Annotated in this window: 29 protein-coding genes, 1 tRNA gene and 1 rRNA gene; 19 read left to right on the forward strand and 12 right to left on the reverse strand. The window is 65.0% G+C overall.

From position 1 onward, the window contains the following. Positions 1 to 178: 178 nt before the first annotated feature. The 4 genes from rrf (at position 179) to D7325_RS18760 (ending at position 4,022) form a co-directional block, all read left to right on the forward strand. Positions 179 to 294, forward strand: a 5S ribosomal RNA gene (gene rrf, locus D7325_RS18745). Positions 295 to 453: 159 nt separating this feature from the next. Beyond that, positions 454 to 1,104 carry a paraquat-inducible protein A gene (locus D7325_RS18750; protein WP_120997977.1) on the forward strand — a complete coding sequence of 217 codons (651 nt, stop codon included), beginning with the start codon at positions 454 to 456 and terminating at the stop codon, positions 1,102 to 1,104. Beyond that, positions 1,091 to 1,711, forward strand: a complete 621-nt coding sequence (locus D7325_RS18755; protein WP_120997978.1) for a paraquat-inducible protein A — start codon at positions 1,091 to 1,093, stop codon at positions 1,709 to 1,711. Before D7325_RS18750 ends, D7325_RS18755 begins: the two co-directional genes overlap by 14 nt. Next, a complete protein-coding gene (locus D7325_RS18760; RefSeq protein ID WP_120997979.1) occupies positions 1,704 to 4,022 on the forward strand; it encodes a PqiB family protein in 2,319 nt (772 codons plus the stop codon). The genes D7325_RS18755 and D7325_RS18760 overlap by 8 nt, the downstream gene beginning before the upstream one ends. 21 nt (positions 4,023 to 4,043) lie before the next feature. Here D7325_RS18760 and mksF read toward each other — a convergent pair whose 3' ends face one another. The 3 genes from mksF to mksB form a co-directional block, all read right to left on the reverse strand. Then, positions 4,044 to 6,875, reverse strand: a complete 2,832-nt coding sequence (gene mksF, locus D7325_RS18765; protein WP_120997980.1) for an Mks condensin complex protein MksF — start codon at positions 6,873 to 6,875, stop codon at positions 4,044 to 4,046. Next, entirely contained in the window at positions 6,872 to 7,558 is a 687-nt protein-coding gene (gene mksE, locus D7325_RS18770; protein WP_120997981.1) for an Mks condensin complex protein MksE, read from the reverse strand. Before mksE ends, mksF begins: the two co-directional genes overlap by 4 nt. Before the next feature lie 107 nt (positions 7,559 to 7,665). Then, positions 7,666 to 8,913 carry an Mks condensin complex protein MksB gene (gene mksB / locus D7325_RS18775; protein WP_120997982.1) on the reverse strand — a complete coding sequence of 416 codons (1,248 nt, stop codon included), beginning with the start codon at positions 8,911 to 8,913 and terminating at the stop codon, positions 7,666 to 7,668. Between the two features lie 183 nt (positions 8,914 to 9,096). Here mksB and D7325_RS18780 point away from each other — a divergent pair, with 183 nt between their 5' ends. After that, a complete protein-coding gene (locus tag D7325_RS18780) occupies positions 9,097 to 9,885 on the forward strand; it encodes an energy transducer TonB (RefSeq protein ID WP_120997983.1) in 789 nt (262 codons plus the stop codon). Then, positions 9,878 to 10,330 (forward strand): ribosomal protein S18-alanine N-acetyltransferase, encoded by a 453-nt coding sequence (gene rimI / locus D7325_RS18785; RefSeq protein ID WP_120997984.1) that lies wholly within the window; start codon positions 9,878 to 9,880, stop codon positions 10,328 to 10,330. Before D7325_RS18780 ends, rimI begins: the two co-directional genes overlap by 8 nt. On the opposite strand, the gene D7325_RS18790 is transcribed toward rimI, so the two are convergent. Continuing rightward, positions 10,331 to 10,879 (reverse strand): hypothetical protein, encoded by a 549-nt coding sequence (locus D7325_RS18790; RefSeq protein ID WP_120997985.1) that lies wholly within the window; start codon positions 10,877 to 10,879, stop codon positions 10,331 to 10,333. Between the two features lie 135 nt (positions 10,880 to 11,014). Between D7325_RS18790 and otsB the strand changes: the two genes are divergently transcribed. The 4 genes from otsB (at position 11,015) to D7325_RS18810 (ending at position 14,840) form a co-directional block, all read left to right on the forward strand. Then, positions 11,015 to 11,803 (forward strand): trehalose-phosphatase, encoded by a 789-nt coding sequence (gene otsB / locus D7325_RS18795; RefSeq protein ID WP_120997986.1) that lies wholly within the window; start codon positions 11,015 to 11,017, stop codon positions 11,801 to 11,803. After that, positions 11,800 to 13,209, forward strand: coding sequence for an alpha,alpha-trehalose-phosphate synthase (UDP-forming) (gene otsA, locus D7325_RS18800; RefSeq protein WP_120997987.1), 1,410 nt, complete (start codon positions 11,800 to 11,802; stop codon positions 13,207 to 13,209). Before otsB ends, otsA begins: the two co-directional genes overlap by 4 nt. Positions 13,210 to 13,289: 80 nt before the next feature. Further along, positions 13,290 to 13,940 carry a carbonate dehydratase gene (can, locus tag D7325_RS18805; protein WP_120997988.1) on the forward strand — a complete coding sequence of 217 codons (651 nt, stop codon included), beginning with the start codon at positions 13,290 to 13,292 and terminating at the stop codon, positions 13,938 to 13,940. Next, positions 13,941 to 14,840 carry a DMT family transporter gene (locus D7325_RS18810; protein WP_120997989.1) on the forward strand — a complete coding sequence of 300 codons (900 nt, stop codon included), beginning with the start codon at positions 13,941 to 13,943 and terminating at the stop codon, positions 14,838 to 14,840. It abuts the gene before it with no gap. A gap of 1 nt (position 14,841) precedes the next feature. On the opposite strand, the gene D7325_RS18815 is transcribed toward D7325_RS18810, so the two are convergent. Then, positions 14,842 to 15,042 (reverse strand): hypothetical protein, encoded by a 201-nt coding sequence (locus tag D7325_RS18815; protein WP_120997990.1) that lies wholly within the window; start codon positions 15,040 to 15,042, stop codon positions 14,842 to 14,844. Positions 15,043 to 15,199: 157 nt separating this feature from the next. Here D7325_RS18815 and D7325_RS18820 point away from each other — a divergent pair, with 157 nt between their 5' ends. Next, a complete protein-coding gene (locus D7325_RS18820) occupies positions 15,200 to 15,391 on the forward strand; it encodes a hypothetical protein (RefSeq protein WP_120997991.1) in 192 nt (63 codons plus the stop codon). A 124-nt stretch (positions 15,392 to 15,515) separates the two neighbouring features. Here the strand turns inward: D7325_RS18820 and D7325_RS18825 are convergent. Further along, positions 15,516 to 15,592 (reverse strand) — tRNA-Met (locus D7325_RS18825). Between the two features lie 198 nt (positions 15,593 to 15,790). On the opposite strand from D7325_RS18825, the gene D7325_RS18830 reads away from it, so the two are divergent. The 3 genes from D7325_RS18830 (at position 15,791) to D7325_RS18840 (ending at position 17,754) form a co-directional block, all read left to right on the forward strand. Further along, a complete protein-coding gene (locus tag D7325_RS18830; protein WP_120997992.1) occupies positions 15,791 to 16,822 on the forward strand; it encodes an apurinic/apyrimidinic endonuclease family protein in 1,032 nt (343 codons plus the stop codon). 132 nt (positions 16,823 to 16,954) lie between these two features. Then, a complete protein-coding gene (locus D7325_RS18835) occupies positions 16,955 to 17,221 on the forward strand; it encodes a PepSY domain-containing protein (RefSeq protein ID WP_120997993.1) in 267 nt (88 codons plus the stop codon). Further along, entirely contained in the window at positions 17,221 to 17,754 is a 534-nt protein-coding gene (locus tag D7325_RS18840) for a cytochrome b/b6 domain-containing protein (protein ID WP_120997994.1), read from the forward strand. Before D7325_RS18835 ends, D7325_RS18840 begins: the two co-directional genes overlap by 1 nt. Positions 17,755 to 17,813: 59 nt before the next feature. On the opposite strand, the gene D7325_RS18845 is transcribed toward D7325_RS18840, so the two are convergent. The 4 genes from D7325_RS18845 to ytfE all read right to left on the reverse strand — a co-directional run bounded on the left by D7325_RS18845 (position 17,814) and on the right by ytfE (position 19,664). Then, on the reverse strand, positions 17,814 to 18,005 hold the full coding sequence (locus tag D7325_RS18845) for a DnrP protein (RefSeq protein WP_120997995.1): 192 nt from the start codon (positions 18,003 to 18,005) through the stop codon (positions 17,814 to 17,816). Between the two features lie 12 nt (positions 18,006 to 18,017). Beyond that, the gene (locus D7325_RS18850) at positions 18,018 to 18,701 is read right to left on the reverse strand and encodes a Crp/Fnr family transcriptional regulator (protein ID WP_120997996.1); all 684 of its coding nucleotides are present in this window, start codon (positions 18,699 to 18,701) and stop codon (positions 18,018 to 18,020) included. A 74-nt stretch (positions 18,702 to 18,775) separates the two neighbouring features. Next, positions 18,776 to 18,916, reverse strand: a complete 141-nt coding sequence (locus D7325_RS19160; RefSeq protein WP_162988076.1) for a hypothetical protein — start codon at positions 18,914 to 18,916, stop codon at positions 18,776 to 18,778. A gap of 73 nt (positions 18,917 to 18,989) precedes the next feature. Continuing rightward, positions 18,990 to 19,664: an iron-sulfur cluster repair protein YtfE gene (gene ytfE, locus D7325_RS18855; protein WP_120997997.1), complete on the reverse strand. Its 675-nt coding sequence runs from the start codon at positions 19,662 to 19,664 to the stop codon at positions 18,990 to 18,992. Positions 19,665 to 19,813: 149 nt separating this feature from the next. Between ytfE and norR the strand changes: the two genes are divergently transcribed. The 5 genes from norR to ubiT all read left to right on the forward strand — a co-directional run bounded on the left by norR (position 19,814) and on the right by ubiT (position 24,133). Then, a complete protein-coding gene (gene norR / locus D7325_RS18860; protein WP_120997998.1) occupies positions 19,814 to 21,355 on the forward strand; it encodes a nitric oxide reductase transcriptional regulator NorR in 1,542 nt (513 codons plus the stop codon). Positions 21,356 to 21,423: 68 nt separating this feature from the next. After that, the gene (locus D7325_RS18865) at positions 21,424 to 21,633 is read left to right on the forward strand and encodes a hypothetical protein (protein ID WP_120997999.1); all 210 of its coding nucleotides are present in this window, start codon (positions 21,424 to 21,426) and stop codon (positions 21,631 to 21,633) included. A gap of 103 nt (positions 21,634 to 21,736) precedes the next feature. Continuing rightward, entirely contained in the window at positions 21,737 to 22,732 is a 996-nt protein-coding gene (gene ubiU, locus D7325_RS18870) for a ubiquinone anaerobic biosynthesis protein UbiU (protein WP_120998000.1), read from the forward strand. A 22-nt stretch (positions 22,733 to 22,754) separates the two neighbouring features. Continuing rightward, positions 22,755 to 23,645 (forward strand): U32 family peptidase, encoded by an 891-nt coding sequence (locus tag D7325_RS18875; RefSeq protein ID WP_120998001.1) that lies wholly within the window; start codon positions 22,755 to 22,757, stop codon positions 23,643 to 23,645. Continuing rightward, a complete protein-coding gene (gene ubiT / locus D7325_RS18880) occupies positions 23,639 to 24,133 on the forward strand; it encodes a ubiquinone anaerobic biosynthesis accessory factor UbiT (RefSeq protein WP_120998002.1) in 495 nt (164 codons plus the stop codon). The genes D7325_RS18875 and ubiT overlap by 7 nt, the downstream gene beginning before the upstream one ends. A gap of 30 nt (positions 24,134 to 24,163) precedes the next feature. On the opposite strand, the gene D7325_RS18885 is transcribed toward ubiT, so the two are convergent. Beyond that, positions 24,164 to 24,556: a putative zinc-binding protein gene (locus D7325_RS18885; protein ID WP_120998003.1), complete on the reverse strand. Its 393-nt coding sequence runs from the start codon at positions 24,554 to 24,556 to the stop codon at positions 24,164 to 24,166. A 90-nt stretch (positions 24,557 to 24,646) separates the two neighbouring features. After that, positions 24,647 to 24,773, reverse strand: a 127-nt coding sequence (locus D7325_RS18890; RefSeq protein ID WP_162988075.1) for an integrase core domain-containing protein, incomplete at its 5' end; no start/stop codon positions are given.

Raw genomic sequence — 24,773 nt, forward strand, 5'->3', positions numbered from 1 at the left:
GTGAGGCGTTGAGCTAACCCATACTAATTGCCCGTGAGGCTTGACCATATAACACCCAAACAATCTGGCGCTGCCAGAGGGTGCGGTCGAAGCCGACACCAACCGAAGATTTGCGAATCGCAACCACATCACATACCCATTCGGGGAAACGGCCAACACCGCGTCCCCAACCGAATTGCTTGACGATCATAGAGCGTTGGAACCACCTGATCCCATCCCGAACTCAGAAGTGAAACGACGCATCGCCGATGGTAGTGTGGGGTCTCCCCATGTGAGAGTAGGTCATCGTCAAGCTCCTATCCCAAACGCCTCGGCCTATCGGTCGGGGCGTTTATCTTTGGGCGATGGTAACCTGGGCGCCTGTGGCGCTGGCTTCGACTGCATCGCCAGCGAACATGTCCAAGATGCCGAGGGAACAGGTAACCTGTCCCTCCGGTACTCAAGGAACGGACCATGAAGCTAACGCAGCTGCCCTCGGATGCCTTTGAGTCGGGCAACCTCATCGCCTGCCCAGAATGCGACCTGATCATGCGAAAGGGCGCCATTGCAGAAGGCGTTGCGCTCGAATGTCCGCGTTGTCATTACGAGTTGCTGTCGTATCGACCCAATGTAATAGGGCAGAGTCTTGCTTTGGTTTTAACCGCTTTGCTGCTCTATATCCCGGCGAACTTCCTGCCGATTGTTAACCTTAGCCTGCTAGGCAGAACTACATACGATACCGTTTGGACTGGTGTGCTAGGGCTCTACCAGAGCGGCATGCGTTCGATTGCACTTGTGGTCTTTCTTTGCAGCATGGTTGTTCCGCTGTTGAAATTGCTATGCCAGTTATTCGTTTTGCTTACCGTCATTTCGGATAAAGGCCGACGTGCAGGTGTGTTCGCCTATCGCGTGTACCACCATATGCGTGATTGGGGGATGCTCGAGGTGTATCTGCTCGGCATTCTCGTGTCGATCATCAAACTGAACGATATGGCTCAGTTGTCCGTGGGAGCGGGTCTGGCCTGTTTCGTAGCCCTTTTGCTCGTGCAGGTATGGCTGGAAATCAAGATGTCGCCGCAGCAAGTATGGGAAGCCCTTGCGGAGCAAGACCGTGCGCGCGATTGATGCAGGATTGCTGGTTTGCCTGGAGTGTCACCAGCTGAATCCGGCGCGGTCCACCGACGGCCACCCCTGCATTCGTTGTGGTGCCAAAGTGTATTCGAGGCGTCCGCGCAGCATTGAAAAGACTTGGGCCTTATTGATTACGGCTGCCATTCTCTATTTGCCCGCCAATCTCTTGCCGATCATGACGGTGCGCTCCTTCGGAAGCGGTACTCCGGATACGATCATGTCCGGCATCATTACGCTGGCGCAGCACGGCATGTTGCCGATTGCCAGCGTCGTTTTCATCGCGAGCATTCTGGTGCCGACCTTCAAGTTAGTTGGAATAGGCTTGCTGCTGTTATCGGTTCAGCGGCACAGACGGCTATCAGCCCGGCAGCGAATCGTCACTTTTCGCTTCATTGAATGGATAGGCCGTTGGTCGATGCTCGATATCTTCGTGATTGCCATCCTGGTTGCGGTAGTCAATTTCGGTAACTTGGCGAGCGTGGAGCCGGGCCTTGGCGCCACTGCCTTCGCCAGCGTTGTCATACTGACGATGCTCGCCGCACTTACCTTCGACCCTCGGCTGATTTGGGATAACACGGAGACGCCCACCGAACATGAATGAACTACCTGTTGCACGCGCCCGTCCGGCTTCGACATGGTCCGCCATATGGGTACTGCCGCTAATCGCCCTGCTTATTGGAGGTTGGTTGGCTTGGCAGGCGTACAGCGAGCGGGGGGTCAATATCCGGGTTCGGTTCGAAACGGGCGAAGGTATCGAGGTCGGTAAGACGCAGGTTGTTTACAAAGGGATGTCGATTGGCGAGGTGTCGGCGTTGGACCTCGACGATGAAGGAGAGAGGCGCGGTGTCGTGGCCACGCTCGAAATGAACAAGGACGCCCAGGATTATCTGCGTGAGCAAACACGCTTCTGGCTGGTCAAGCCGAGTATCACGTTGGCGGGCATTACCGGGTTAGAAACGCTCGTCTCCGGTAACTACATTGCGGTGAGTCCCGGCGGTGGCGAGCCCACCCGTGAATTTTCAGCCTTGGCCCAGGAGCCTCCGCTTTCCGATCTGAATCCCGGTTTGCATCTCACGCTCAAGGCAGATCGGCTCGGGTCGCTCAATCGCGGCAGTCCGGTGTACTACAAGCAGATTCAGGTAGGGCAGGTCAAAAATTACGAACTGGGCGCAGACCAGCGGACCATCGAGGTCAAGGTCTATATCGAGCCTGAATACGCCTCGCTGGTTCGCAAGCACACGCGTTTTTGGAATGCCAGTGGCATCAGCATCGATGCCGGTCTTTCGGGCGTGAAGGTTCATGCCGAGTCGCTGGCCAGCATCGTTGCCGGCGGTATCTCATTCGCTACGCCCGAGCACCGCAAGGACAGCCCGCCGACCGATCCCTCGATTCCCTTCCGGCTCTATGAAGATTTCGAGGCGGCCCAGGCTGGCATTCGAATCATCGTTCACCTAACTGAATTCCAAGGACTCCAGGCCGGTCGCACGCCCGTCATGTACAAAGGGATGCAGGTCGGCGTGCTGAAGACGCTCACGGTCTCGCCTGATCTCAACGAGGCGACCGCCGGACTCACCCTGGATCCCTTGATGGAGGACTCCCTGGTAGAGGGAACGGACTTCTGGGTAGTTACCCCATCCATTTCCCTTGCCGGCATCACCGGTCTCGAGGCGCTGGTCAAGGGCAACTACATCGCAATAAGGCCCGGGGAGCCCGGTGCTGAGCCGGCGCGCGAGTTCACGGCTCGATTGAAGGCCCCTCCGCTCGACATACGAGCCCCCGGCAAGCACCTCGTGCTGTTCGCCGATGCGCTCGGTTCGCTGGATGTCGGCAGCCCGGTGCTTCATCGCCAAGTGAAGGTCGGCTCGGTCCAGAGTTATCAGTTCTCGCGCGATCAGCAGAAAGTGATGATCGGAGTGCACATCGAGCCGGCCTACGAGGATTTGGTAAACAGCTCGACGCGCTTCTGGAACGCCAGCGGCATCACGCTCAGTGGCGGTTTATCCGGGATCGAGGTGCGCAGCGAGTCGTTGCAGAGCCTGCTCGCGGGCGGCATCGCCTTCGAAACGCCAGATCCTGATGCGGCCGAAGGCGAACGCATCTCGCGATTCACGCTTCATGATGACCGCGCCTCGGCCCTGCGCGTGGGGGAGCAAGTCCGCATTGAAGTCGAGCAGGCGGACGGACTGGCGCCCGGTACGGTCATTCGCTACCGAGGCGTCGAAGTAGGCCGGATCGAGACGATCTCGCTGTCGGCTGATTTCGAGACGGTCGTCCTGACCGCGCAGATCACCGAGGCGGGCGAGGTGATCGCACGCGATGGTGCTGCGTTCTGGATTGTCCGGCCGGAGCTCGGATTGCTGCGCACCGCCAATCTCGGCACCCTGGTGACCGGCCCCTATGTCGAGGTTCGCCCGGGCGAGCGCCATGCTGCACCGCGTCATGATTTCGTCGCCCTGGAACGCGCACCCGCCGCGCCGGAAGCGGAAGGTTTGCACCTGGTGCTGAGCGCCGCCCGACTGGGCTCGATCAAGCCCGGCAATCCGGTGACCTATCGGGAGGTGACGGTCGGGCGCGTCGTGAGCTACGCGCTCGGGCCGACCGGCGATCGGGTGCTCATCCGAATCGTGATCGAGCCACGCTATGCGCCGCTGGTACACACTGGGAGCCGCTTCTGGGAGACCAGTGGTTTCGGGTTCGACTTCGGTTTGCTGGAAGGCGCGAAGATCCGCACTGATTCCCTGGAGTCGCTGATCGAAGGGGGCGTCGCCTTTGCTACGCCCGAAGCCGAAGCGATGGGCCATTCTGCGCGACCCGGGCAAACCTTCGCCCTCTTCAAGGAACCCAGGGAGGAGTGGCTGGACTGGGCTCCGAAGATCACCCTGGCCAGCGACCAGCCGGCCGATGCCGACTGAGTCGCCGGCATCGGATCGGCATCAGGCCGTTTCGGTAGCTATCGCTCGCGTCGTCCGCGAGTCGTCGGTCGATGCACGACGCCGGATGAACTTCCAGTCCGCTTCGTCCAGGTAAATGCCACTCGGCGTGCTTCCGCCTTCGAGATCGATTGCGACATCGGCAGAAACCTGCGGCTTGACCGAGGCGAGGATCGGCACGAAACCAAGCTGCAGGCTGGTTTCTATCAACGCCTGCTGGTTTCTCTCGTCGATGTCGGCCGCCTCGTCGAGGTAATACGGCAGGCGAATCTGCCCAGCTCGTTCCCGATCCATCAGGTGCAGCAACAGGTACATGTTCGTCAGCGCCTTGATGGTCATGGTCGTGCCGTTTGAGGCCGCACCGTCGATGTCGGTGTGCATGACCGGCTGACCGCCAACCTTGGTGATCTCGAACGCCAGTTCGAACAGGTCCTTCAAGCCGAGCTGGTTGTGATTGGCGGCGACCAGGCGCGCGAGGTAATCACGTGCCTCCTCGTTCTTCGCGTCCTGCTCGGCTGACTGGCTCAGATCGAACACCGACAAGGTTTCTCCCTCCTCGTACTGTCCGGCGCTGTGAATGATCTGATCGATGTGGCGCAGGGCATCCTTGTTCGGCGCCAGCACGATGCGGAAGCTCTCCAGGTTCGAGACCTGGCGCTTGTTGATCTCCCGGTTGAACAACGCGAGCTGGTGTTCGAGGTTGTCGTAGTCACTGCGGATGTTGCGCAGCGTGCGGGCGATGTCGGTCACCGCGGCACGACGCGCCTTGGCCAGCGTCAGCGCCTCGTCCTGGCGATGGGCATAGGCGTTGACCAGCAAGTGCAGGCGTCGCTCGGGGTCCTCTTCACTGTCGAACTTGGCGACGCCCTTCAGGCGAACCTGCGCGTAGAGCGCTTCGATCTGCCCATCGATGCGCTGCAACGCCTGCCAGCTGTCCTGGTAGTCGTTGAGCAGAGGCAGCAGGTTGTCCAGCGAGTCGTCCACCGGATCCAGGAATGGCGTACCGAACGGCAGGTTGGCCGGAAGCAACTGGCGGCGGCGCAAGGCGTCTTCGAGCGTGCGCTCCTTGGCTTCTAGGTCGGCGAGCTGCCGGCCAATCAGCTGAAGTTTCGCCGAGAGCTGCTGGACCCGCTCGGTGAAGGAATCCGTCGCACGCTTGAGCTCGTCCTGAGCCGCCTCCGCCTCGGCCAGGCGTTCCAATTTCCCGGGCTGCTCGGCGCCCAGCGTCTGGCTGCGACGGAAGTCTTCCAGCGCCTTCTGTGCATCGAGCACCGCTTGGTAAAGCTGCTCGCTGCGGGCCTTGCTGGCGGCCCGGTCGGCGGCCACGGCCTGCTGGGTTTTGAGCTGCTTGAGCTCGCGTTCCAGGCGATCGCGCTGGTCGCGCAGCGCGGCCCGATCGGCGAGCGCCTGCAGCGCAGGGGGCTCGATGAGCGACAGGTCGATCGAAAGCCCGGGTACCTCGAAGCGATCGCCGGTGAAGCGTGCCAGCACCGCCTCGACCGCCCCGACCCATGCATCACCGTCCGCCTGGATGCCTTTCTCGCCCAGCGGCAAGCTGAAGAGTTGGCCATTGAAGAGCCGCATCAGGCGATCGACGTCCTGCTGGCTGAATTCCTCCCGCAGGCGTGAATAGCTGTTGTTGTCGGCATGATCGAGCTGCTGGCGGACCGACTTGAGACGCTGCTCGAGATCGCGCACGCGCTGATCCAGGTCATCGCTGGAGAACTGCCGGGACTGCGCCAGCGCCCCGGCGAGTTCGTCGTGGGCGTCCTTGGCGGCGAAGAGCTGCTGCTCGAGCACCTGCACGTCATCGACCAGCGCGAAGCGGTTGTTCAGCACCGCCAGCTCGCCCAGCCAGCGCTGAATGTCGCTGATCTCGCGCTCGAGCCGCATCAGCTCGGCGGTGCTGCCGCGCTGCTCGTTCTGCAGGCCATCCTGTTCGTGGCGGTAATGCTCGGCCTGCGCCAGCAACTCGTCCTTGCGGGCACCGGCGTAGTCCTGCCAGGCCCCCAGCAGGTTGTCCAGCAGGGGGGAAAGGCGATGCAGTTTGCCGCGTAGCGCCTCGCGCTGGCTCACGCCTGCCGCCAGTGCTTCGACGAGCGGGCCGGCCGCAACCAGCGCCTGGTAGTCCTGCTCCATCCGCCGCACATCGCGGAAGGCTTCTTCGGTCGCGGCGATGTAATCGACGCTACCCGAGCGCAGGCTGTGTTCGAAGGCGTCGAGGAACAGCTGCTTGAGCTTGGCCGCAGTGATCTCGCGCATGTGCAGCAGGTTGATGAACAGCGCGCGGAAGGTCTTGAGGCTTTGCTCGCTGGTCGAGCGCAGCGGAATGAGCGTGAGGTCGAGCGGGATCGAGGTATGCCCACCGACCAGGAGGCGCCTGAGCTCCTCGGGTTTCAGCTCATAGGCGACGATGCCGGCCTGGCCGAGATTGGCGAACAGCTCACGCTGACGCAGGCAGGTGCCGTCCTTCTGGTAATGATCGAGGTCCAGCTCGCCGGCATAGGCGAAGAACTGGTGGCCGAAGCCGCCGCCCGGACCACGGCCAGCGACGCCGATCACATGCGGGCCGTGGGCGAGCGCGACTTCGACGAGGATGTAACTGGTGTCCGAGGCGAAGTAGAAGCGCCGTGACTGCTCCAGGCTGTACTTGCCGAAGCTCATGTCGGACAGCCGCGCCAGGATCGGAAACTGCAGCGCGTTGATCGAGGCCGACTTGCCGAGGTTGTTCGCACCGTAGATCGATAGCGGCTGCTCCAGCGGAAACAGCCCCAGCGTGTAGCCGGCGGTGTTCAGCAGGGCGAATCGGCGGATGCCGTAGCGTTCCTGGCTCATGCTTGCAGCTCCTGTTCTTCGGCGATGGCGCGGGCGAGGGCGGCGTCCTCGTCGAAGGCCTCATCGGGGGAAACGTCCGGCACGGCGGCGCCGGCGTCGTCATCGTCGGTCAGCACCGGCGCCGGCAATGGCAGGTCGCTGTGCAGGGCGGCTGCAAGATCCCGATCCTGCTGGACGGCGAGGCAGACGTCGAGGAAGCGATGCATCGGCGGCAGAAAGCGGTAGATGCCGCTCTCTTCGGCGGCGAACCCCAGCTGTGTGAGGCGACGCATCACCTTTTCCTCGAGTTCTTCCTGGCTGATCACTTCGGCCTGCACGAAGAGGTCCCGGTATTTATCGAGCAGAGCGGGCAGCTCGTCGCGCCCCAGGCTGCCGCCATCGAGCACGGCCAGTGGGTCGCGTCCCTGGTCGGCCAGATGCTCGACAAGGATGAAGGTGAACAGTGCCAGGCGCTGGGCGGTCTTGTTGACCTGCGCGCCCATCTGTTCGGGGACCAGGTAATAGAAGCCGCGCGTGTCGCATACCAGCTCGAAACCCAGCGCGCGGAACAGGGCGCGGTAGGCGTCCTGCAGGTTCGACAGCTGGGTGTAGAGTTCGGGCTCGCGGCGGCTGATGTGATAGCCCTTGAACAGCTCCCGGAAAATCGGCGCCAGCAAGGAAAGTTCGGAAAGGTCGAGGTTCATGCGGTCACTCGCATCGGATCGTAGCGTGGAAAACGACAAGGCTTTTTCCACCGAAAGGTTCGCAGGTGGGGTGCGGGGTAGACGGGCCGAGCAGCGCCCGCCCCGCGTCAGGCTTGCGCATTGACTTGGCCCACCAGGGCAAAGGAGCTGAGGCTGACGCGGTGTTCACGGGTCAGGTATTCGCGACGCTCCAGCCGTTCACGCTGAAAGCGGGCATCACGCGAGAGGCGCGAGAACCAGTAGAGCAATTCGTCGGTCGCGCCGTCTGGTTCCTGTTCGAGCAGCCAGGTCATCAGGTCCGGCAATGGCAGCGCCTGCTCGCAGCGCTCGACCATTTCGCGAACCGTGCGCGGCGCGCGGGGTGCGTTGCCCGTGCGGACACCGCTGGCCTTGGGGAAACGTGCCGGCTTGGGCTCGAAGCGGGCCAGGGCATAGACGTAGCTCTCGACCTGCGATGCTGTGCCGAGGAAGGTGCTCTGCGGCCGGGTGAACAGCGGCAGGGACGCTTGCGGCACCGCATCCAGTCCGCGCTTGCGAATCGCCGACAGCGCCAGCGCGGCGCCGCGGGTCACGGCATTGTGCCGGCGCGCCTCCTCACGCAACGGCAGCAGCAACTCGCGCGCCCGGCGCAGCGTCAGTTGCGCCGTGGTCTGCATCTCCAGGATGCGTGCATGCGTGCGCAGCAGCAGGTCGTCATCGACCAACTGGCCCAGGCGTTGCTGCTCGCCGAGCAGCTTGAGCAGCACCTGCTCGACGCGCCGTACGCCCTGCTCGAAGGCGCCATCGGCGGCCACCAGCTGGATCATGGGTTCGACGTATTCGTCCCAGGTGGCCAGCACCTCGGCATAGCGTTGACGCAGCGGAATCTGCCGATCGCTGGTCTTGGCGCGATCGGCGACCCCAACCAGGGCCTGCTCGTCGTTGGCGAGCTTCTTCAGCACATCCCGCACGCGCATGTCGAGCAGGCGCAGCTGTCGCGCCAGATCATTGCCGTCGCGGATTTCGAAGGCCTCCTGGATGTGCCCGGCCAGGCGCTCGAGGTGCCGCAGGTAGGCTTCGATCTCGAGACACAGGCCCAGCCGGTGCTCGCGACGCAGGTAGGCGAGGAAGTCGTGGATCTGCGCGTTGAGTTCGAAACGGTTGGGGCTCTTGGCCACCGGCACCAGGATGTCGAGGCGAATCCACTGGTCGAGCAGGGCGGTGACGTCGGTTGGCGTGCCCTCCGGCAGCTGCGCCATCAGTTGCGTGCGCAGCTCGATCAGGCTCAGGGTGCCGGCGTCGAAGCGCTCGCAAAGCGGCTCGAGCAGGGACCAGTGTTCAGCGAGGGCGCGCAGGACGCGCTTGGGGTCAATCATCGTAACGGCCAGCTTGGGCAAAGCCGCGGATTGTACTGCATAACCCCTGGCTCCCCGAGGTACCGGCCATCTTGGCGGATGCGCCGTGCTTTTCGTGGCGGCATCTTTCCGGCGACAATCGCACCCCGCGGCGCAGGCCGCCACCGACCTTCCAGCAGGACTTCCTCAGCAGGTGATCGCGGTTTGAACAACGAAACTCAGCGGCGCGCCTATCTTCAGGCCATGCAGGTCGATGTCTGGGTGCCTCGGGTCGTACTGCCCCATGCGGCACCGTCCGATCCGGCGCTGTTGGCCGAAGCGCTCGATTCCTCCGCCGATGAGCGCAAGGACCCGGTCGCCGCCGTGGCCGACGTGCTCGGCAAGCCCGCAGCGCCGACCGCCAGACCGGCGCCAATCGAAGCGCCGCGGGTACGGTTGGTCGAGCCGGCGCCCAAACCGGTCGCTGTCGAGCCCGTCGCCGACGTGCCGTCGCCGGCCGCTACCCCGGTTCCACGCTTCACCCTCCAGCTGCTGCGGGCCGGCGCCTGCCTGCTGCTCGTCGAGCTGCCGACCGGCGAGCCCTTCGCCAGTCGCGATCCGGCGTACCTGCTGCTCAAGGACATCCTGCGCGCTTCGGGACTGCCTGACGCGCCGCAGCAGGTCGGTGACGGCGAGCCGGTGCGCTGGCCGCTCATCCGAGGTGGCAACCTCGATCAGGGAGAGCAGGCCGCGTGCGATTACGTTCAAGGCCTGTTGCTGGCCGAGCTGGAACAGGCGCCCTGTGCCTGCCTGTGGCTGGTGGGGCCGGCCGCGTTGCGCTACGCCGGCGAAGCCGATCCGCTGAAATGCAATCAGGAGCTGTCCATCGAGGGGCTCGGCGTCGCGCTGGCCATGCCGGCGCTCGATCGGTTGATGGATGAGCCGGATCAGAAGCGTGCGCTCTGGACGGCGATCCGGCGCAGCATGCATCGCTGGAACACGCCGCATGAGTGACGCCGTCAGCTTTCGGCCGATGACCGCGTCCGACCTGGACGCGGTGCTGAAAATCGAATACGCCGCCTTCAGCCATCCATGGACGCGCGGCATCTTCATGGACAGCCTGACCGCCTACGAATGCTGGGTGATGTTTGAAGGCCAGCAGCAGGTCGGTCACGGCGTCATCAATGTGATCGCCGGCGAGGCGCACCTGCTCAACATCACCATCAAGCCACAGAACCAGGGTCGTGGCCTCGGCCTGCGGTTGCTCGAGCACCTGATGGCGCGGGCGATGGCGCGGCATGCGACCGAGTGCTTCCTCGAAGTGCGGGCCAGCAATCAGACGGCTTACCGGCTCTACGAGCGCTTCGGCTTCAACGAAATCGGTCGCCGTAAGGGGTATTACCCCGCGGCGGACGGGCGCGAGGACGCGCTCGTCATGGCCTGCGCGCTGATCGACTGATCAGCGCGCAGGCGCCTTGTCGCGCGCCGAGTCCAGGGGGGCATCGCCCTCCAGCTCCTCGTCGGACAGCACATCCCCCGCATCGTCGGTCAGCACGGCCGTTCCTCCGCTGAGTCCGGTATCCGGATCGCCGTCGGCCGGACCGTCCCAGGGCTTGCCGTCCAGCGGCTCGTAGCGGCCGCGCTCGGCCTCGTCGAGATCGACGTCGGCACCGATGCGATGCTCCGAGACCACCGTCAGGTCCCGATCGACAGGCAATCCGTGGCCGCGCTCCGAAGACGAGCGTGCGCCGTCCTCGAGAATGAGCGTCTCCGGCGCAAGGTCGTCCATCGTGGTCGTGTCGTCGACGACTTCTCCGGCGGTCTTGCCGGCTTCGGCGACGCGCTCGGGCGGATAGCGATCCTCGGCCTCGGCCTCGGGCATCTCATCGCCGACGCGCCCGCGCCGCTCATCGCGCCGATCGCTGAAGTCGAGCTGCTCGAGCGAGCCCATGCGGTCTTCGATGTCATCGATCTCTGCCGGCACCCGGGTATTGCGTGGTTCGTTCATGGCGACCTCCTCAATGCGTCTGGCCTGTGGTTGTGACTCGGCCTGACGAGCAAAGATTCCTACGACACCGATCGTCGGCCGGACGGTCAGTCAGGCCTGGCGAACCCTTGGTGGCCTGGCGGGGTCATAGCCTTCATGACCGATCTAGACGCCCCTCCCGTGCTGGACATCCAGCGTGCCGCGCTGTTTCTCGACCTCGACGGCACGCTCGCAGACCTTCAACTTCGCCCCGAAGCGGTATTCATCCCTGCCACGACGCTCGACACGCTTGCCGCCTTGCAGTCGAAGGGCGCGCAGCTGGCCGTGGTGTCCGGTCGGCGTATCGACGACATCGACCGCCTGCTCGCGCCCTTGCGGTTGCCGGCGGCCGGCATACATGGCGCCGAGCGGCGCGATGCCGAGGGGCGGGTGGAGCGCGTTTCGCTCGATGCCGGGCTGCTGTCCGCGATCGAAGAGGAACTGGAGACTGCCTGCCGCGAATTGCCCGGCCTGCGTCTGGAAAGCAAGGGCATGGCCTTCGCCCTGCATTACCGCGGTGCGCCCGAGCGAGAAGACGATGCGCGGCGGCTGGCCGAAGCCTGTGCGAACCGGCACGCCGATCTGCTGCGTCTGCAACCGGGCAAGTGCGTGTTCGAGCTCAAGCCGCGTTCGGCCAGCAAGGGCGCGGCGATCGAAGCCTTCATGGCGCAGCGACCCTTCGCCGGGCGGCAGGCTGTCTTCGTGGGCGATGACCTGACGGACGAAGCCGCCTTTCCGGTTGTCGAGGGGCTGGGCGGGCTTTCCATCCGGGTCGGACCGGGCGACACCTGCGCCCGCTATCGGCTGGAAGGCGTAGCGGACGTGGCGCGTTGGCTGCGGGGCTTGCTCGGGCCGTCGGTAAGCGAGGGGGGCATAAACAAGAACCTGGGGGGTGAACTCATATGAGCCGTTTAGTGGTGGTGTCCAATCGCGTGGCCCCGATCAAGGAAGGCAAGGTGGCCGCCGGCGGGTTGGCGGTCGGCGTGTACGATGCCCTGCGTCAGTCGGGCGGCATCTGGTTCGGCTGGAGCGGGGAGGTCAGCGCCACGCCGCAGACCAGCACCGAAACGGTCGGCAACATCACCTATGTGACGATGGGCCTCACCAAGCGCGACTACGACCAGTACTACCGCGGGTTTTCCAACGCCACGCTGTGGCCGATCTTCCACTACCGCATCGACCTGGCGCGCTACAACCGCGAAGAGTACGAAGGCTACCGGCGCGTCAACGCCATGCTCGCCGAGAAGTTGAAGCCGCTCCTGCAACCCGACGACATCATCTGGATCCACGATTACCACCTGATCCCCTTTGCCGAGGCCTGCCGCATGCTCGGCATCCGCAACCGGATCGGCTTCTTTCTTCATATTCCGTTCCCGGCGCCGGAGATTCTCACCGCCATTCCGCCTCACAACGAGCTGCTCAAGACGTTCTGCTATTACGACCTGATCGGCTTCCAGACGGACACCGACCGGCTGGCCTTCCAGGATTACGTCACCCGTGAAGTACGCGGCATCATCGAGCCGGACGGCAGTCTCACCGCGTATGGCCAGAATTTCCGCGCCGGGGTTTACCCGATCGGCGTGATGCCCGACGAGATCCAGCAGACCGCCGCCAGCTACCGCGGCCGGCGCCAGCTTATCGGGCGCAACTCCGAGGGAGGCCTGCGCCAGATGATCATCAGCGTCGACCGGCTGGATTATTCCAAGGGCCTGGTCGAGCGATTCAAGGCCTATGAAACCTTCCTCGATCGGTACCCCGAACACCGCCGTAACGTCGAATTCATCCAGATCGCCCCGACATCGCGCTCCGACGTGAAGACCTACCAGGCCATACGCCAGCAGCTGGAAAGCGAGGCGGGCCACCTCAATGGCCGCTTGTCCGACCTCGACTGGACGCCCTTGCATTACCTGAACAAAAGCCATGAGCGACGCATTCTCATGGGGCTGTTCCGTTCTGCCGACATCGGCTTCGTCACGCCGCTGCGCGATGGCATGAACCTCGTCGCCAAGGAGTACGTCGCCGCCCAGGACCCGAACGATCCGGGCGTGCTGGTGCTGTCGCGCTTCGCGGGCGCAGCGCGCGAGCTGACGTCCGCGCTGATCATCAACCCCTACGACACCGTCGGCATGGCCGAGGCGCTGGACCGGGCGCTGCGCATGTCGCTGGCCGAGCGCAAGGACCGGTACGAACACATGATGCGCGCGATCAGGGCGGCCGACCTCGGCGCCTGGCGCGATAATTTCCTGCGCGATCTGCGCTCGTTCGTCTCGCGGCCCAAGGCGTCCGGCACCGCCCAGGTCTTCGCCCTTTGAACTGTGACCTGCTTGGCGACGCGCTTGTCAAAGCTCCGAACGATTCGTAAGGTCATTCGGTTACCAAGCAGGGGCAAGAGATGAATAAAGAACTGGGTCATCTGTTCGAGAACAACGCACGCTGGGCTGAAGCCATCAAGGAGGAAGATCCCGAGTTCTTCCAGAAGCTGGCCAAGCAGCAGACGCCTGAGTACCTGTGGATCGGTTGTTCCGATGCGCGCGTTCCGGCCAACGAGATCGTCGGGCTGCTGCCGGGTGAGTTGTTCGTACACCGCAACGTCGCCAACGTCGTGATCCATACCGACCTGAACTGTCTTTCGGTCATCCAGTTCGCGGTCGAGGTGCTCAAGGTCAAGCACATCCTGGTCACCGGCCACTACGGTTGCGGCGGTGTTCGCGCGTCGATGCGCGACGACCAGCTCGGGCTGATCGACGGCTGGCTGCGTACCATCCGCGACCTGTACTACCAGCATCGCGACGACATCTCCAAGCTGCCGACCGAGGAAGCCCAGGTCGACCGCATGTGCGAGCTGAACGTCATCCAGCAGGTCGCCAACGTCAGCCGCACCGCGATCGTCCAGAACGCCTGGCACCGCGGCCAGCCGCTGTCGGTGCATGGCTGCATCTACGGCATCAAGGATGGCCTCTGGAAGGACCTCGACGTCACGGTCAGCGGACCGGACCAACTACCGCCGCCATACCGCCTGCGTCCACGCCAAGGCCTCCTCTGAGTGCCGGCACGCCAGCCACTGGCTTATGCCGGCCTGTTGCTTGCCTGCCTGTTCTGGGCAGGCAATGCACTGGTCGCCCGGGCATTCTTCGAAGACATCCCGCCGCTGGCGCTGTCCTTCTGGCGCTGGTTCCTTGCGCTCTCCATCCTGCTCGTGTTCGTCGGCAGAGACATGTGGCACCACCGCTCGGCGCTTCGACGGGCCGGATGGCGTCTCTGGGTGATCGCCGCGCTCGGCATCGCGAGCTACAACTCGCTGCTCTACAGCGCGGCGCAAACGACGCCGGCCATCAACATCTCGCTCGTCAATACCTGCCTGCCACTGGCGACGTTCATCGGAGGCGGCCTGCTGCTCGGTGAGTGGCCGCGACGACGCGCATGGGTTGGCCTGGCCATCGCCGCCGTGGGGCTGCTGCTCCTGATCAGTCGCGGCGAATGGGCGAACCTGGCCGGGCTTCAATTCACCCCCGGTGACCTGGTCATGCTGGTCGCGGTGGTCGTCTGGGCGCTCTATACCTTGCTCTTGCGCCGCTGGGGGAGCTACCTGACCGTGCCGCCGCTGGTGTTGCTCACCGCCCTGGTCACGCTCGGCACGCCACTGATTCTGCCGTTCTACCTGTGGGAACTGTCGCAAGTGGGCGGTTTCGAGCCGTCGCTCTCGAATCTCGCGGCGATCTTCTACACGGCGCTTTTCGCATCGCTCATCGCCTACCTGGCGTGGAACAACGGCGTAAAAGTCGTAGGCGCCGCCAAGGCGGCGATCACCAGCTACTCGATGCCGGTGTTCGTCGCCATTCTCGGCTGGCTGCTATTGGGCGAGGCCCTGCAGCCGTACCACTGGGTCGGCGGCGGGCTGATCTTTGGCGGGTTGCTGCTGGCGACCCTGCAACGCCCGGCGTGATTCAACCCAGCGGGCTTTTTCCGGGATTATCTTCGGGCGTGGCTACTGGAGCGGGTGCCTCGTCGCGTTCGCGCGCCGCCTCGCGCCGGCGCTGCGTCTCCCGGACCTGCTCGGGCGTGTTCGCAAGCTCTTCCCCATCGCCGTACTCGTCATAGCCTGGAGGCGTCAGTCCGCCCTCAAGGGGCTTGGTTTCGTCGTTCATGCTGACCTCGTTTCCTGTCTGGTTCCGTTCAGGTAGGACCCGGATGACCTTCAGGCACTCCCTTCGGCGCGACGATCGGTCCCGAGCGATCGTCGTCGTGGCAGCACTGCCCGAACGTACTGGGGGGAGGTACCATGCGCGCCATTTTTCAGGAGCCATGACCGTGCGGGCAGAGCGAGACGAAGACGATTTCCACCCCCTCTACACCTCGCGCCGCCGTGCGGAACGCCGCCTGGCATGGGAGATCGCGCTGGGAATCTGGGTGGGCGGCGTTGCCTTGACGCTGACCGGGTGCGGCGTCTGGTACCTGCTGGCGCGCGGCGTATGGGCAGGGCTCACATTGAGTTGAAGGTGGCAGCTAGCGGGGGACGGCTGCCTCGCCCCGGACCGGCATCGCTGGTTCGGATCGGCGTCCCGCCTAAAACGGGGGCAAAGAAAAAGGGGTTCAGCTTTCGCTGAACCCCTTTCGAAGATGGTGGCTACGCAGGGACTTGAACCCCGGACCCCAGCATTATGAATGCTATGCTCTAACCAGCTGAGCTACGTAGCCGAGTGGCGCGCATTATTCTCGCCGCCCTGGTGGCTGTCAACCCCTGGTTTTCGTTGTTTTCCGCGCATCTTCAAGCGGTTACGTCCCTTGCGACGAGCGGGCCGTTACCTTTCATCGCGTCGCTGACGCAGGCGTAGTTTCGCGGCCTCTAAGTGTTCGAGCGGCCCTGCCAGGGCGTAGCGATCACCGGGAGCGTGCATGTATCGAATCGGCTTCGCCTGTCAGTACCGGCACCCGGACGAGCGGTTGTCCGTGAAGGAGCTGGAGAGCATCGAGCGGGCGTTCAACCCGCGCACGACGACCTTGCGTTGGCTCAACAGCGTCGCGCGCGAGCAGGCGAGCGCCAAGCTCCATGAGATCGTCGATCACAACCTCGAGGCGCAGCGGCAACTGATCGATTACGTGGCGATGCTGCCCGAGCCGCTGCGCATGTTGCGGCTGAGCAGCGACCTGCTGCCGTTCTACAGCCATCCTGAGGTCGCGGACTTTTATCGCGCGCCGGACATGCAAGCCTCGCTCGAGCGACGCTTCGCCGCGCTGGGTGCGCAGGCGCGCGCGGCGGGCGTGCGGCTGTCCATGCATCCGGGGCAGTACTGCGTGCTGGGTTCGGACCGGCCCGAGGTGGTCGACAACAGCGTCGCCGAGTTCGAATACCACGCCGACATGATCCGCATGATGGGCTTCGGCCGGACCTTCCAGGATTTCAAGTGCAACGTGCACATCGCCGGGCGGCTCGGTGCGCAAGGCGTGCGGCATGTCTGGCCTCGGCTGTCGGAGACGGCGCGCAACTGCATCACGTTCGAGAACGAAGAGAAAACCTACGGCATCGATGCCTGCCTGGAGCTGGCCGATCTCGCCCCCGTGGTGCTGGACATTCATCACTGCTGGGTTCATGAGGAGCGGCGCATCGCCCATGACGATCCGCGGATCGAACGCATCCTCGACAGCTGGCGCGGTGTGCGCCCGACCATGCATTACTCCCAGCCCCCGGAGCATCTGATGGAGCTCGGCTTCAGTGCCGATGAACCGCTGGACATGGCCGAGCTGCTCACCAGGGTCAGCAAGCGTGATCTCTATGCGCACAGTCGGCGCATGTGGAACCGCTGGGCGAATGAATACGCGCGCGGCTTCCTGGATCGCTTCGACATCATGCTCGAAGCCAAGGACAAGAACCTCGCCGCGCTGGATTTCTACCGAAACCACCTGGCGTGCGGCGCCGTACCGCTGTAGCGGCGTGCAACAAGTGCGCGGGGCGCCGGTCTATCGGAACGCCTCCGTTGCCGCGAGGTTCGCCGTGGTGCCGGTCACCGGGGCGATCGGCGTCGGATGCACACAACAATTCGAACCCGTAAGGAGTGCGCCATGCGCAAGCTGCTACTGCTGTCCCTCGTTTTCGCCAGCCCCCTGGCTTTCGCCGATCCGCAATGCACCACCGCCGACCCGTCGCAGTGGCTCGACAAGGAAAAATTCCAGCAGGACCTCGAAGCGCAAGGCTACGAGATCAGCAAGTTCAAGGTCACCGATGGCAACTGCTACGAGATCTACGGTTGGAACAAGGACCGGCAGAAGGTCGAGATCTACCACGACCCGGTGACCGGCGAAGCGGTCAAGACTGAAATCGAAGACTGATGGACAGCCCCAGCCCCAGCGTCCGCCTCTGGGACCCGCTCATCCGGCTGTTCCACTGGTCGCTGGCCGGTGCCTTCGTCGCCAACTACTTCTTTACCGAAGAGGGCGATGACTGGCACCAGTGGATCGGCTACTACGCGGCCGCCTGGCTGGCGATTCGGCTGGCCTGGGGCTTCCTCGGGCCGGCTTCGGCGCGCTGGTCGGATTTCTGGCCGACGCGGGCTCGCCTCGGCGAGCACTGCCGTGCCTTGCGTGCCGGCCAGCGCTACCACCGGCTCGGCCACTCTCCGCTCGGCGCGCTGGTGATGCTGCTGATGATGGGGCTGATGGCCGGCCTGGCGGTGACCGGCTTTCTGATGCAGGAGGTCGACTATTTCTGGGGTGCCGATGGCCCGCTGCTGGTGCATGAAACCTTCGCCAACCTGCTGCTGGGCCTGGCGATCCTGCATGTGCTGGCGGCGCTGTATGAAAGCGTGCAGCTGCGCGAGAACCTGGTGATGTCGATGATCACCGGCAAGCGCCGTCGGCTCTGACGAACAATACGAGACACAGAAGGGCAGCGCCTCGGCGCTGCCCTTTTTCCGTATCCGGGCTAGGGAATGCTGCGCGGCAGCCAGACGATCATCCCGGCGCAGAACACCGTCAGCGCCACGACGAACCACAGGAAACGCCGCTGCTTGCGTGCCGGTGCCGAATCCGCCAGCGCCGGCAGCGGCATGCCGCAGTGGTGGCATTCCGGCTCGGCAGGCGGGTTGTCCTGTTGGCAATAGAGGCACTTGGGCATGCGCAGGCTCCGTTATTCGAACTGCTCGAGGCGCGGCCGATCCAGCACGGTGATGATGCGGCCGTCCTGGTCGATGATGTGCTCGTCCACCAGGCGACGCATGATCCGCGAAAAGGTCTCCGGCTGGATCGACAGGTGCCCGGCGACCAGCTGCTTGGCCATCGGCAATTCGAAGCGATTGCCGCCGTCGGCCACCCGTGATTGTTGCGTGATGAGGTAGCGGACCACGCGGTGCGTGGCGTTCTTCAGCGAGAGGGTTTCGATCTCGTTGAGACGCTGATGCAGCCGCACGCAGAGCTTGCCGAGCAGGGCGAAGGACAGCCGGTTGTTGCTCTCGAGCAGGTGCATGTAGGTGGCGTTGGAGAAACGGTAGACCTGGGTCGGGCCGACCGTCTGCGCCGAGGCGACGTAGTTCGGCGTGTCCATCAGCATCATGGCTTCGGCGAAGGTCTGGCGATTGCCGATGACCTCGAACACCTTCTCCTGGCCATCGGGCGTCAGGCGGTAGATTTTCACCGCGCCGGAGATGACGAAGTAGAAGGCGTGCGCCGGCTCGCCCTGGAGGAAGAGGTTGTCGCCCTTGTCCAGGTTCAGCAACTGGCTGGTGCTCATGAGTTCGTCGAGCTGGTCATCGCTCAGTGGCTCGAACAGGTGGTGGCTGCGCAGGATCTGGTTGTGAACGCGGTGAAGCACCATGCAAGGCATTCCTGTGTTTTCTGATTAGGTCGGCTAAGCCTAGCTCGACGTCATGGCGTCGGCGTTATCGTGTCTCAGCGCTGGGCGCTGGCTAGCGTCCGGTCTTGCAGGGGCTGCTCGGTCGGGCCGACGGCGAAGCTGAGCGCGAACTGGCTGGACACGGCGAGCATCACGGCGAGCGCGACGCCCCAGGCGATCGGTTGGGCATGTTTCATTGAGCTCTCCATTGAACGTGGGCCGTTGAGCGTGGCCGATGAACGCGGGCCGGCGAACCGGCCCGGTGGGCTGTCAGGCCTGAAGGGTGCCGCCGGCGAACAGGATGTTGTTCTCCAGGTGGATGTGCTGCATCAGGTCGCTGCGCAACTCCTCGAGCCCCCGGTAAAGGGCACGCCAAGTGTTGCAGGCCTGGGCGGGCGGGGTGATGTCCTGGGTCAATGCGGCGAGCTTCGCCAGCGCGGCGCCGTGGTGATCGTGCTCCAGGCGCATCACCGAGATCGGCCCTTGCACCTGGGTGACCGGAATGCCGCGCAGCAGCATCGGGAACAGCACCTGCTCCTCCTTGAGCATGTGGCTTTCGAGCTCCTGCTGCATGGTCCAGAGGTGCTCGGCCAGCCCGTTCGGGCATTCCGGCCGGTTGCCGTGGACCTGCTCGACGCGCCGCGCCAGGCGGATCAGCTCGGGAAACTGGTCGCGATGCCGCTCGTGATAACGGGCGAGGATGTGCTCGATCAGTTCACCGGCCTGCACCTTGCGCCAGTCCGGCTCGTCGCCCGGCTGGGCGACCAGGGCCTGCAAGGCGTCGGCGATGAGGCCCGCGTCCAGGCCCATCGTCGCGGCGGCCTCACGCAACGAGGTGTTGCCGCCACAGCAGAAGTCGAGCTTGAAGCTGTGGAAGATCCGGCTCGCGCCGGGGATGGAGCTGGCCAGCTGGCCAAGGGTCTGGTCGATCAGGGCGGTGGTCATCGGGGGCGCTTCCAAGGCAGGTTCGTACCCTGTTTACGCAACCGGCGTGCCAAGCGCCACGGCCCGCGGTATAAGGGGTCTGGCGGTCTTCAGGGTAGAAACAACCCTGTCGATCATGGTTATTACTACCGCGAGAGGTCAATACGACCATGATGGACGACGCCCTGCTGGCTGACCTGGTGACCGAGCTGCCGACGATGGTGCGCTTGCAGCGTCTGGTGCAGACGTTGCACCACCACTTTCATTGCGGCGCGGCGGTGCTGCTGCGCCTGGAGGGCGACAGCCTGCGGCCGCTGGCGGCGGTCGGCCTGGCGCGCGAGGCGCTGGGACGGCGTTTCGTCGTGGCGCAGCATCCGCGGCTGGCGGCGATCATGGCGCGCCGAGAGCCCACCTGGTTCGAACCGCAGAGCCCGTTGCCCGACCCTTACGACGGCCTGATCGACGAGCAGGTCGGCGAGGCGCTGGCCGTTCACGACTGCATGGGCGTCAGCCTGCACGTCGAGGGCGAGTGCTGGGGGGCGTTGACGCTCGACGCCTTGCAGGCAGGCACCTTCGACATGGACGCGCGACGGGATCTGCAGCGCTACACCCTGATCATCGAGGCAGCCATCCGCATGACCCGCCTGGAGCAGGAGAACCGCAGCCTGCGGCTGGCCCGCTCGGGCGTGCTGGAAACCGAGCTGGTGGGAGGCGAGGGCGAGATCATCGGGCAGAGCGCGCCCATTCGCGCGTTGCTGCGCGAACTGGAAGTGGTCGCCGATTCCGAGCTGCCGGTGCTTCTGCTCGGCGAAACGGGTGTGGGCAAGGAGCTGTTCGCCCGCTGGCTGCACCTGCATTCCCGGCGGCGGCGCAAGCCGCTGGTGCACGTCAATTGCGCCGCATTGCCCGAGTCGCTGGCCGAGAGCGAGCTGTTCGGCCATGCGCGCGGCGCCTTTTCCGGCGCCACCACCGACCGTCCGGGGCGCTTCGAGGCCGCCAACGGCGGCACCCTGTTCCTCGACGAGGTCGGCGAGCTGCCGCTGAGCGTCCAGGCCAAGCTGCTGCGCGCCTTGCAGAACGGCGAGATCCAGCGGCTCGGCGCCGACGCGCCGCGTCAGGTCGACGTGCGCATCATCGCCGCGACCAACCGTAACCTGCGCGACAGCGTGCGCGACGGGCACTTCCGGGCCGATCTGTATCACCGGTTGTCGGTCTACCCGGCGCCGATCCCGCCACTGCGCGAGCGCGGCGACGACATCCTCATCCTCGCCGGGCATTTTCTCGAGCTGAACCGTGCGCGGCTGGCGCTGCGCAGCGTGCGTCTGTCGCCGGCCGCCGAGCGGGCGCTGCGTGCCTATGCCTGGCCGGGGAACGTGCGCGAGCTGGAACACGTGATCAGCCGCGCCGCGCTGCGGTTGCTGAGTCGCGGGGCCTCGCGCAGCGACATCCTCACGCTCGAGCCGGAACTGCTGGACCTCGACGCCTCAGCCGGTGGCATAAGTAATCCTGTCGCGGCACCGGTGCCGCTGGACGAGGCGGCGGCGCACGGCCTGGAGGAGGTCGGCCTGCGCGAACAGGTCGAGGCCTGCCAGCGACAGGCGATCACCCGCGCGCTGCGGGCTGCCGACGAGAACTGGGCGCAGGCCGCGCGGCAGCTGGGGCTCGATGCGAGCAACCTGCACAAGTTGGCGCGCCGTCTCGGCATCAAGTGACCGGTCGATGAATGCTCACGCCGTGGCGAGGTCCAACGAGCGATGCCAACCGAGGAGGACAGACTGCCATGGCCCTAGATCTCGAACGCTTCGAAGCGCTGCTCGACCAGGCGAAGACCAGTGCCGAGCGTGCCGCGACGGAAGACCAGCCCCTGCATTACCGCGATGCCTTCGAGCACAGCCTGCAGGCCTTGCGCATGCTCGCCGAGGAGTCGGGCGCCTGGCGGCAGATGGTCGCGCGCGCCACCGAGGAATTCGAGGGCGATGAAGGCATCTAGCGACTGAGGCGATACCGGACCCCGTGACTCGCCTTGACGCTCATCAATGCCGACGAGCGGTCGCATTCCTACACTGCCGGCTTCGACATTCTGGAGCCGAAACATGCACCTGGTCTGCCCGGCAGGAAGCCTGCCCGCACTCAAGGCGGCCGTCCGGCAAGGCGCCGACGCCGTCTATGTCGGCTTTCGCGATGACACCAACGCCCGCCACTTCGCCGGCCTGAACCTGGACGAGCGCCAGCTCGAAACCGGGCTGCGGCTGATCCGCGAGCAACGCCGGCAGCTTTATGTGGCGGTCAACACCTATCCGCAGCCCGAGGGCTGGGAGCGCTGGCGGCGCGCCGTCGACCAGGCAGCCGACCTTGGGGTCGATGCCCTGATTGCCGCCGATCCCGGCGTGCTCGCCTACGCCAGTCGTCGATATCCGCAGCTCAACCTTCACCTTTCGGTACAGGGCTCGGCGACCAATGCCGCCTCCCTGGCCTTCTATCAGGAACGCTACGGCATTCGCCGTGCGGTCTTGCCGCGGGTGCTGTCGCTCAAGCAGGTGCGCCAGGTCGCGGCCGGCAGTCCGGTGCCGATCGAGGTGTTCGCCTTCGGTAGCCTTTGCATCATGGCCGAGGGTCGCTGCCACCTGTCGTCCTACCTCACCGGTGAATCGCCGAACCTGTGCGGTGTGTGCTCGCCGGCCAAGGCCGTGCGTTGGAGCGAAGAGCCCGAAGGCCTGACTTCGCGCCTGAACGACGTGCTGATCGACCGGTACGCGAGGGACGAACCCGCCGGCTACCCGACGCTGTGCAAGGGCCGCTTCATGGTCAATGGGCAGCGCTTCCATGCGCTGGAAGAGCCCACCAGCCTCAATACCCTGGACCTGATCCCGGAACTCGCCGCGATCGGCGTGACGGCGATGAAGATCGAAGGGCGTCAGCGCAGCCCGGCCTACGTCGAGCAGGTCACGCGGGTCTGGCGCGCGGCGCTGGATGCCTACCTCGAGTCGCCCGCTCATTACGCCGTGCAACCGGCCTGGCGCGACGTACTGGCCGGTCTTTCCGAAGGCAGCCAGACCACCCTCGGCGCCTATCACCGCGCCTGGCAATGAGGCATTCGCAATGGAATCACGCATGAAACTGAGCCTCGGCCCGGTGCTGTTCTACTGGGATCGCAAGACCCTGCTGGACTTCTACGCCGACATGGCGAGCCAGCCGCTCGACGTCATCTATCTCGGTGAGACGGTCTGCTCGAAGCGCCGCGCGATGGGGCTGGACGACTGGCTCGGGCTGGCGCGCGAGCTGTCCCAGGTCAGCCAGGCCGAGGTAGTGCTCTCGGGGCTGGCGCTGGTCGAGGCCGCGTCCGAACTGGCGAGCCTCAAGCGGCTCTGCGACAACGGCGACCTGCGCGTCGAGGCCAACGACATGGGCGCCGTGCAACTGCTCGCCGAGCGGCGCCTGCCCTTCGTCGGCGGTCCGGCGCTCAACCTCTACAACGGGCATGCGCTGGCCGAGCTGGTGAACGCCGGCATGGTGCGCTGGGTGCCGCCGGTGGAATGCTCGGGCGCGCTGATCCGGCAGGCGATGGCGCAGTTGCGCGGGCTGGATGTGACGGTGCCGGAGCTGGAAATCTTCGCCTACGGCCACCTGCCGCTGGCCTATTCGGCCCGCTGCTTCACCGCGCGTGCCGAGAACCGACCCAAGGATGACTGCCAGTTCTGCTGCCAGGGCTATCCCGAAGGCATTCCGCTGCTGAGCCAGGAAGGCCAGGCGCTGTTCACCCTCAACGGGATTCAGACAATGTCCGGCGACGTGAGCAACCTGCTGGCCGATTACGCCGGGCTCAGCGCCTGCGGCGCCAACCTGCTGCGCCTGAGCCCGCGCGCCGCCGGGATGAACGAGGTGATCACCATGTTCGATGCCGTACGCCGCGGCGCGACGCCGCCGCTGGCCATCGGCGGTTGCAACGGCTACTGGCACGGCCAGCCGGGCATGTTGCGCGCCGAGGAGGTGGGCCTATGCTGAGCCCGCGCGAGGGGTTGCTGAGGCTGGCCGATCGCGTGCTGCCGCTGACGGCGCGCGTGCCCTTCCTGGTCCAGCGCGTGGCGCTCGAACGCAGCCTCAACCGGGCGCTCGCCGAGCCGCTGGGCGAGGGCGCGTTCGACGTGCTGAACGGACACTGGCTGCGCCTGGAAGTCGCCGACCTCGGCCTGGCCTGGTGCCTGACCTGTGAGCGGCAGCACTTGCGCATCGCCGCGCAGGCGCCGGTGGATGTGACCATTCGCGGTAACTGGCGCGAATTCCTGCTGCTGGCCAGCCGGCATGAAGATCCGGACACGCTGTTCTTCCGCCGCCGGCTGGTGATCGAGGGCGATACCGAGCTGGGCCTGGCGATCAAGAACCTCATCGACAGCCTCGACCCGGACACCTTGCCGGCGTGGCTCTGGAAGGCCATGCAGACGGCCGGTGCCGAGGTGGCCCGCCAGCCGGTCACCGGTGCGGTCGCACGCTGAACCCCGCGAGCCGCGGGACCGGTCGCCTCGTCAGCCGGTCCTGAGGGCCCGTTGCCGCAAGCGGTCGCTGGCGATGATCGCCTTCATGTCGTCGAACAGCGCATCGGCCTCGTCAGCGCTGCAATCCTGGTGATAGCGCTTGCGCAGCCCGTACTCGCTCAGCGTGATGTGCACGTCCGGGGTGACGCCATGCTGCGCCAGGCAGGCGTGGACGCAGTGCAGCGGACAGCCGTCGATCGCCAGGATCGGGCGGCCCGAGGTGGCCTTGCCGACGAGCGACTTCACCCGACCGCCGACCCCGGCGATGCAGGACATTTCCGCAAGACCGGCGCGATCCAGCCGCACCGCGAGCGTGTTGGCCAGTTGCGCCACGTTGGAGCAGCCGGAGCAGGCATAGACGAGCGGGGCGGTCGGGTTGGACATGGCGAGCTCCTGGTACATCGGGAACCGGCAGTATGGCCCGGTGCCGACCCCGCGCCTTGATAGCGGTCAAGGCACTGGGGCAGAGCGTCGCTAGTTGTGTAAACCCAGTACGTTGTTCAGTGGCACTGGAGCCCGACTAATTGGCGGTTTGTAGTTGAGGCTGCTATGCGGCCTGTGCCAGTTGTAGTGGTGCAGCCAGGCAGGCAAGTGTCTGGCT

Source organism: Stutzerimonas urumqiensis, from assembly GCF_003640395.1.
GTDB classification, from domain to species: domain Bacteria; phylum Pseudomonadota; class Gammaproteobacteria; order Pseudomonadales; family Pseudomonadaceae; genus Stutzerimonas; species Stutzerimonas urumqiensis.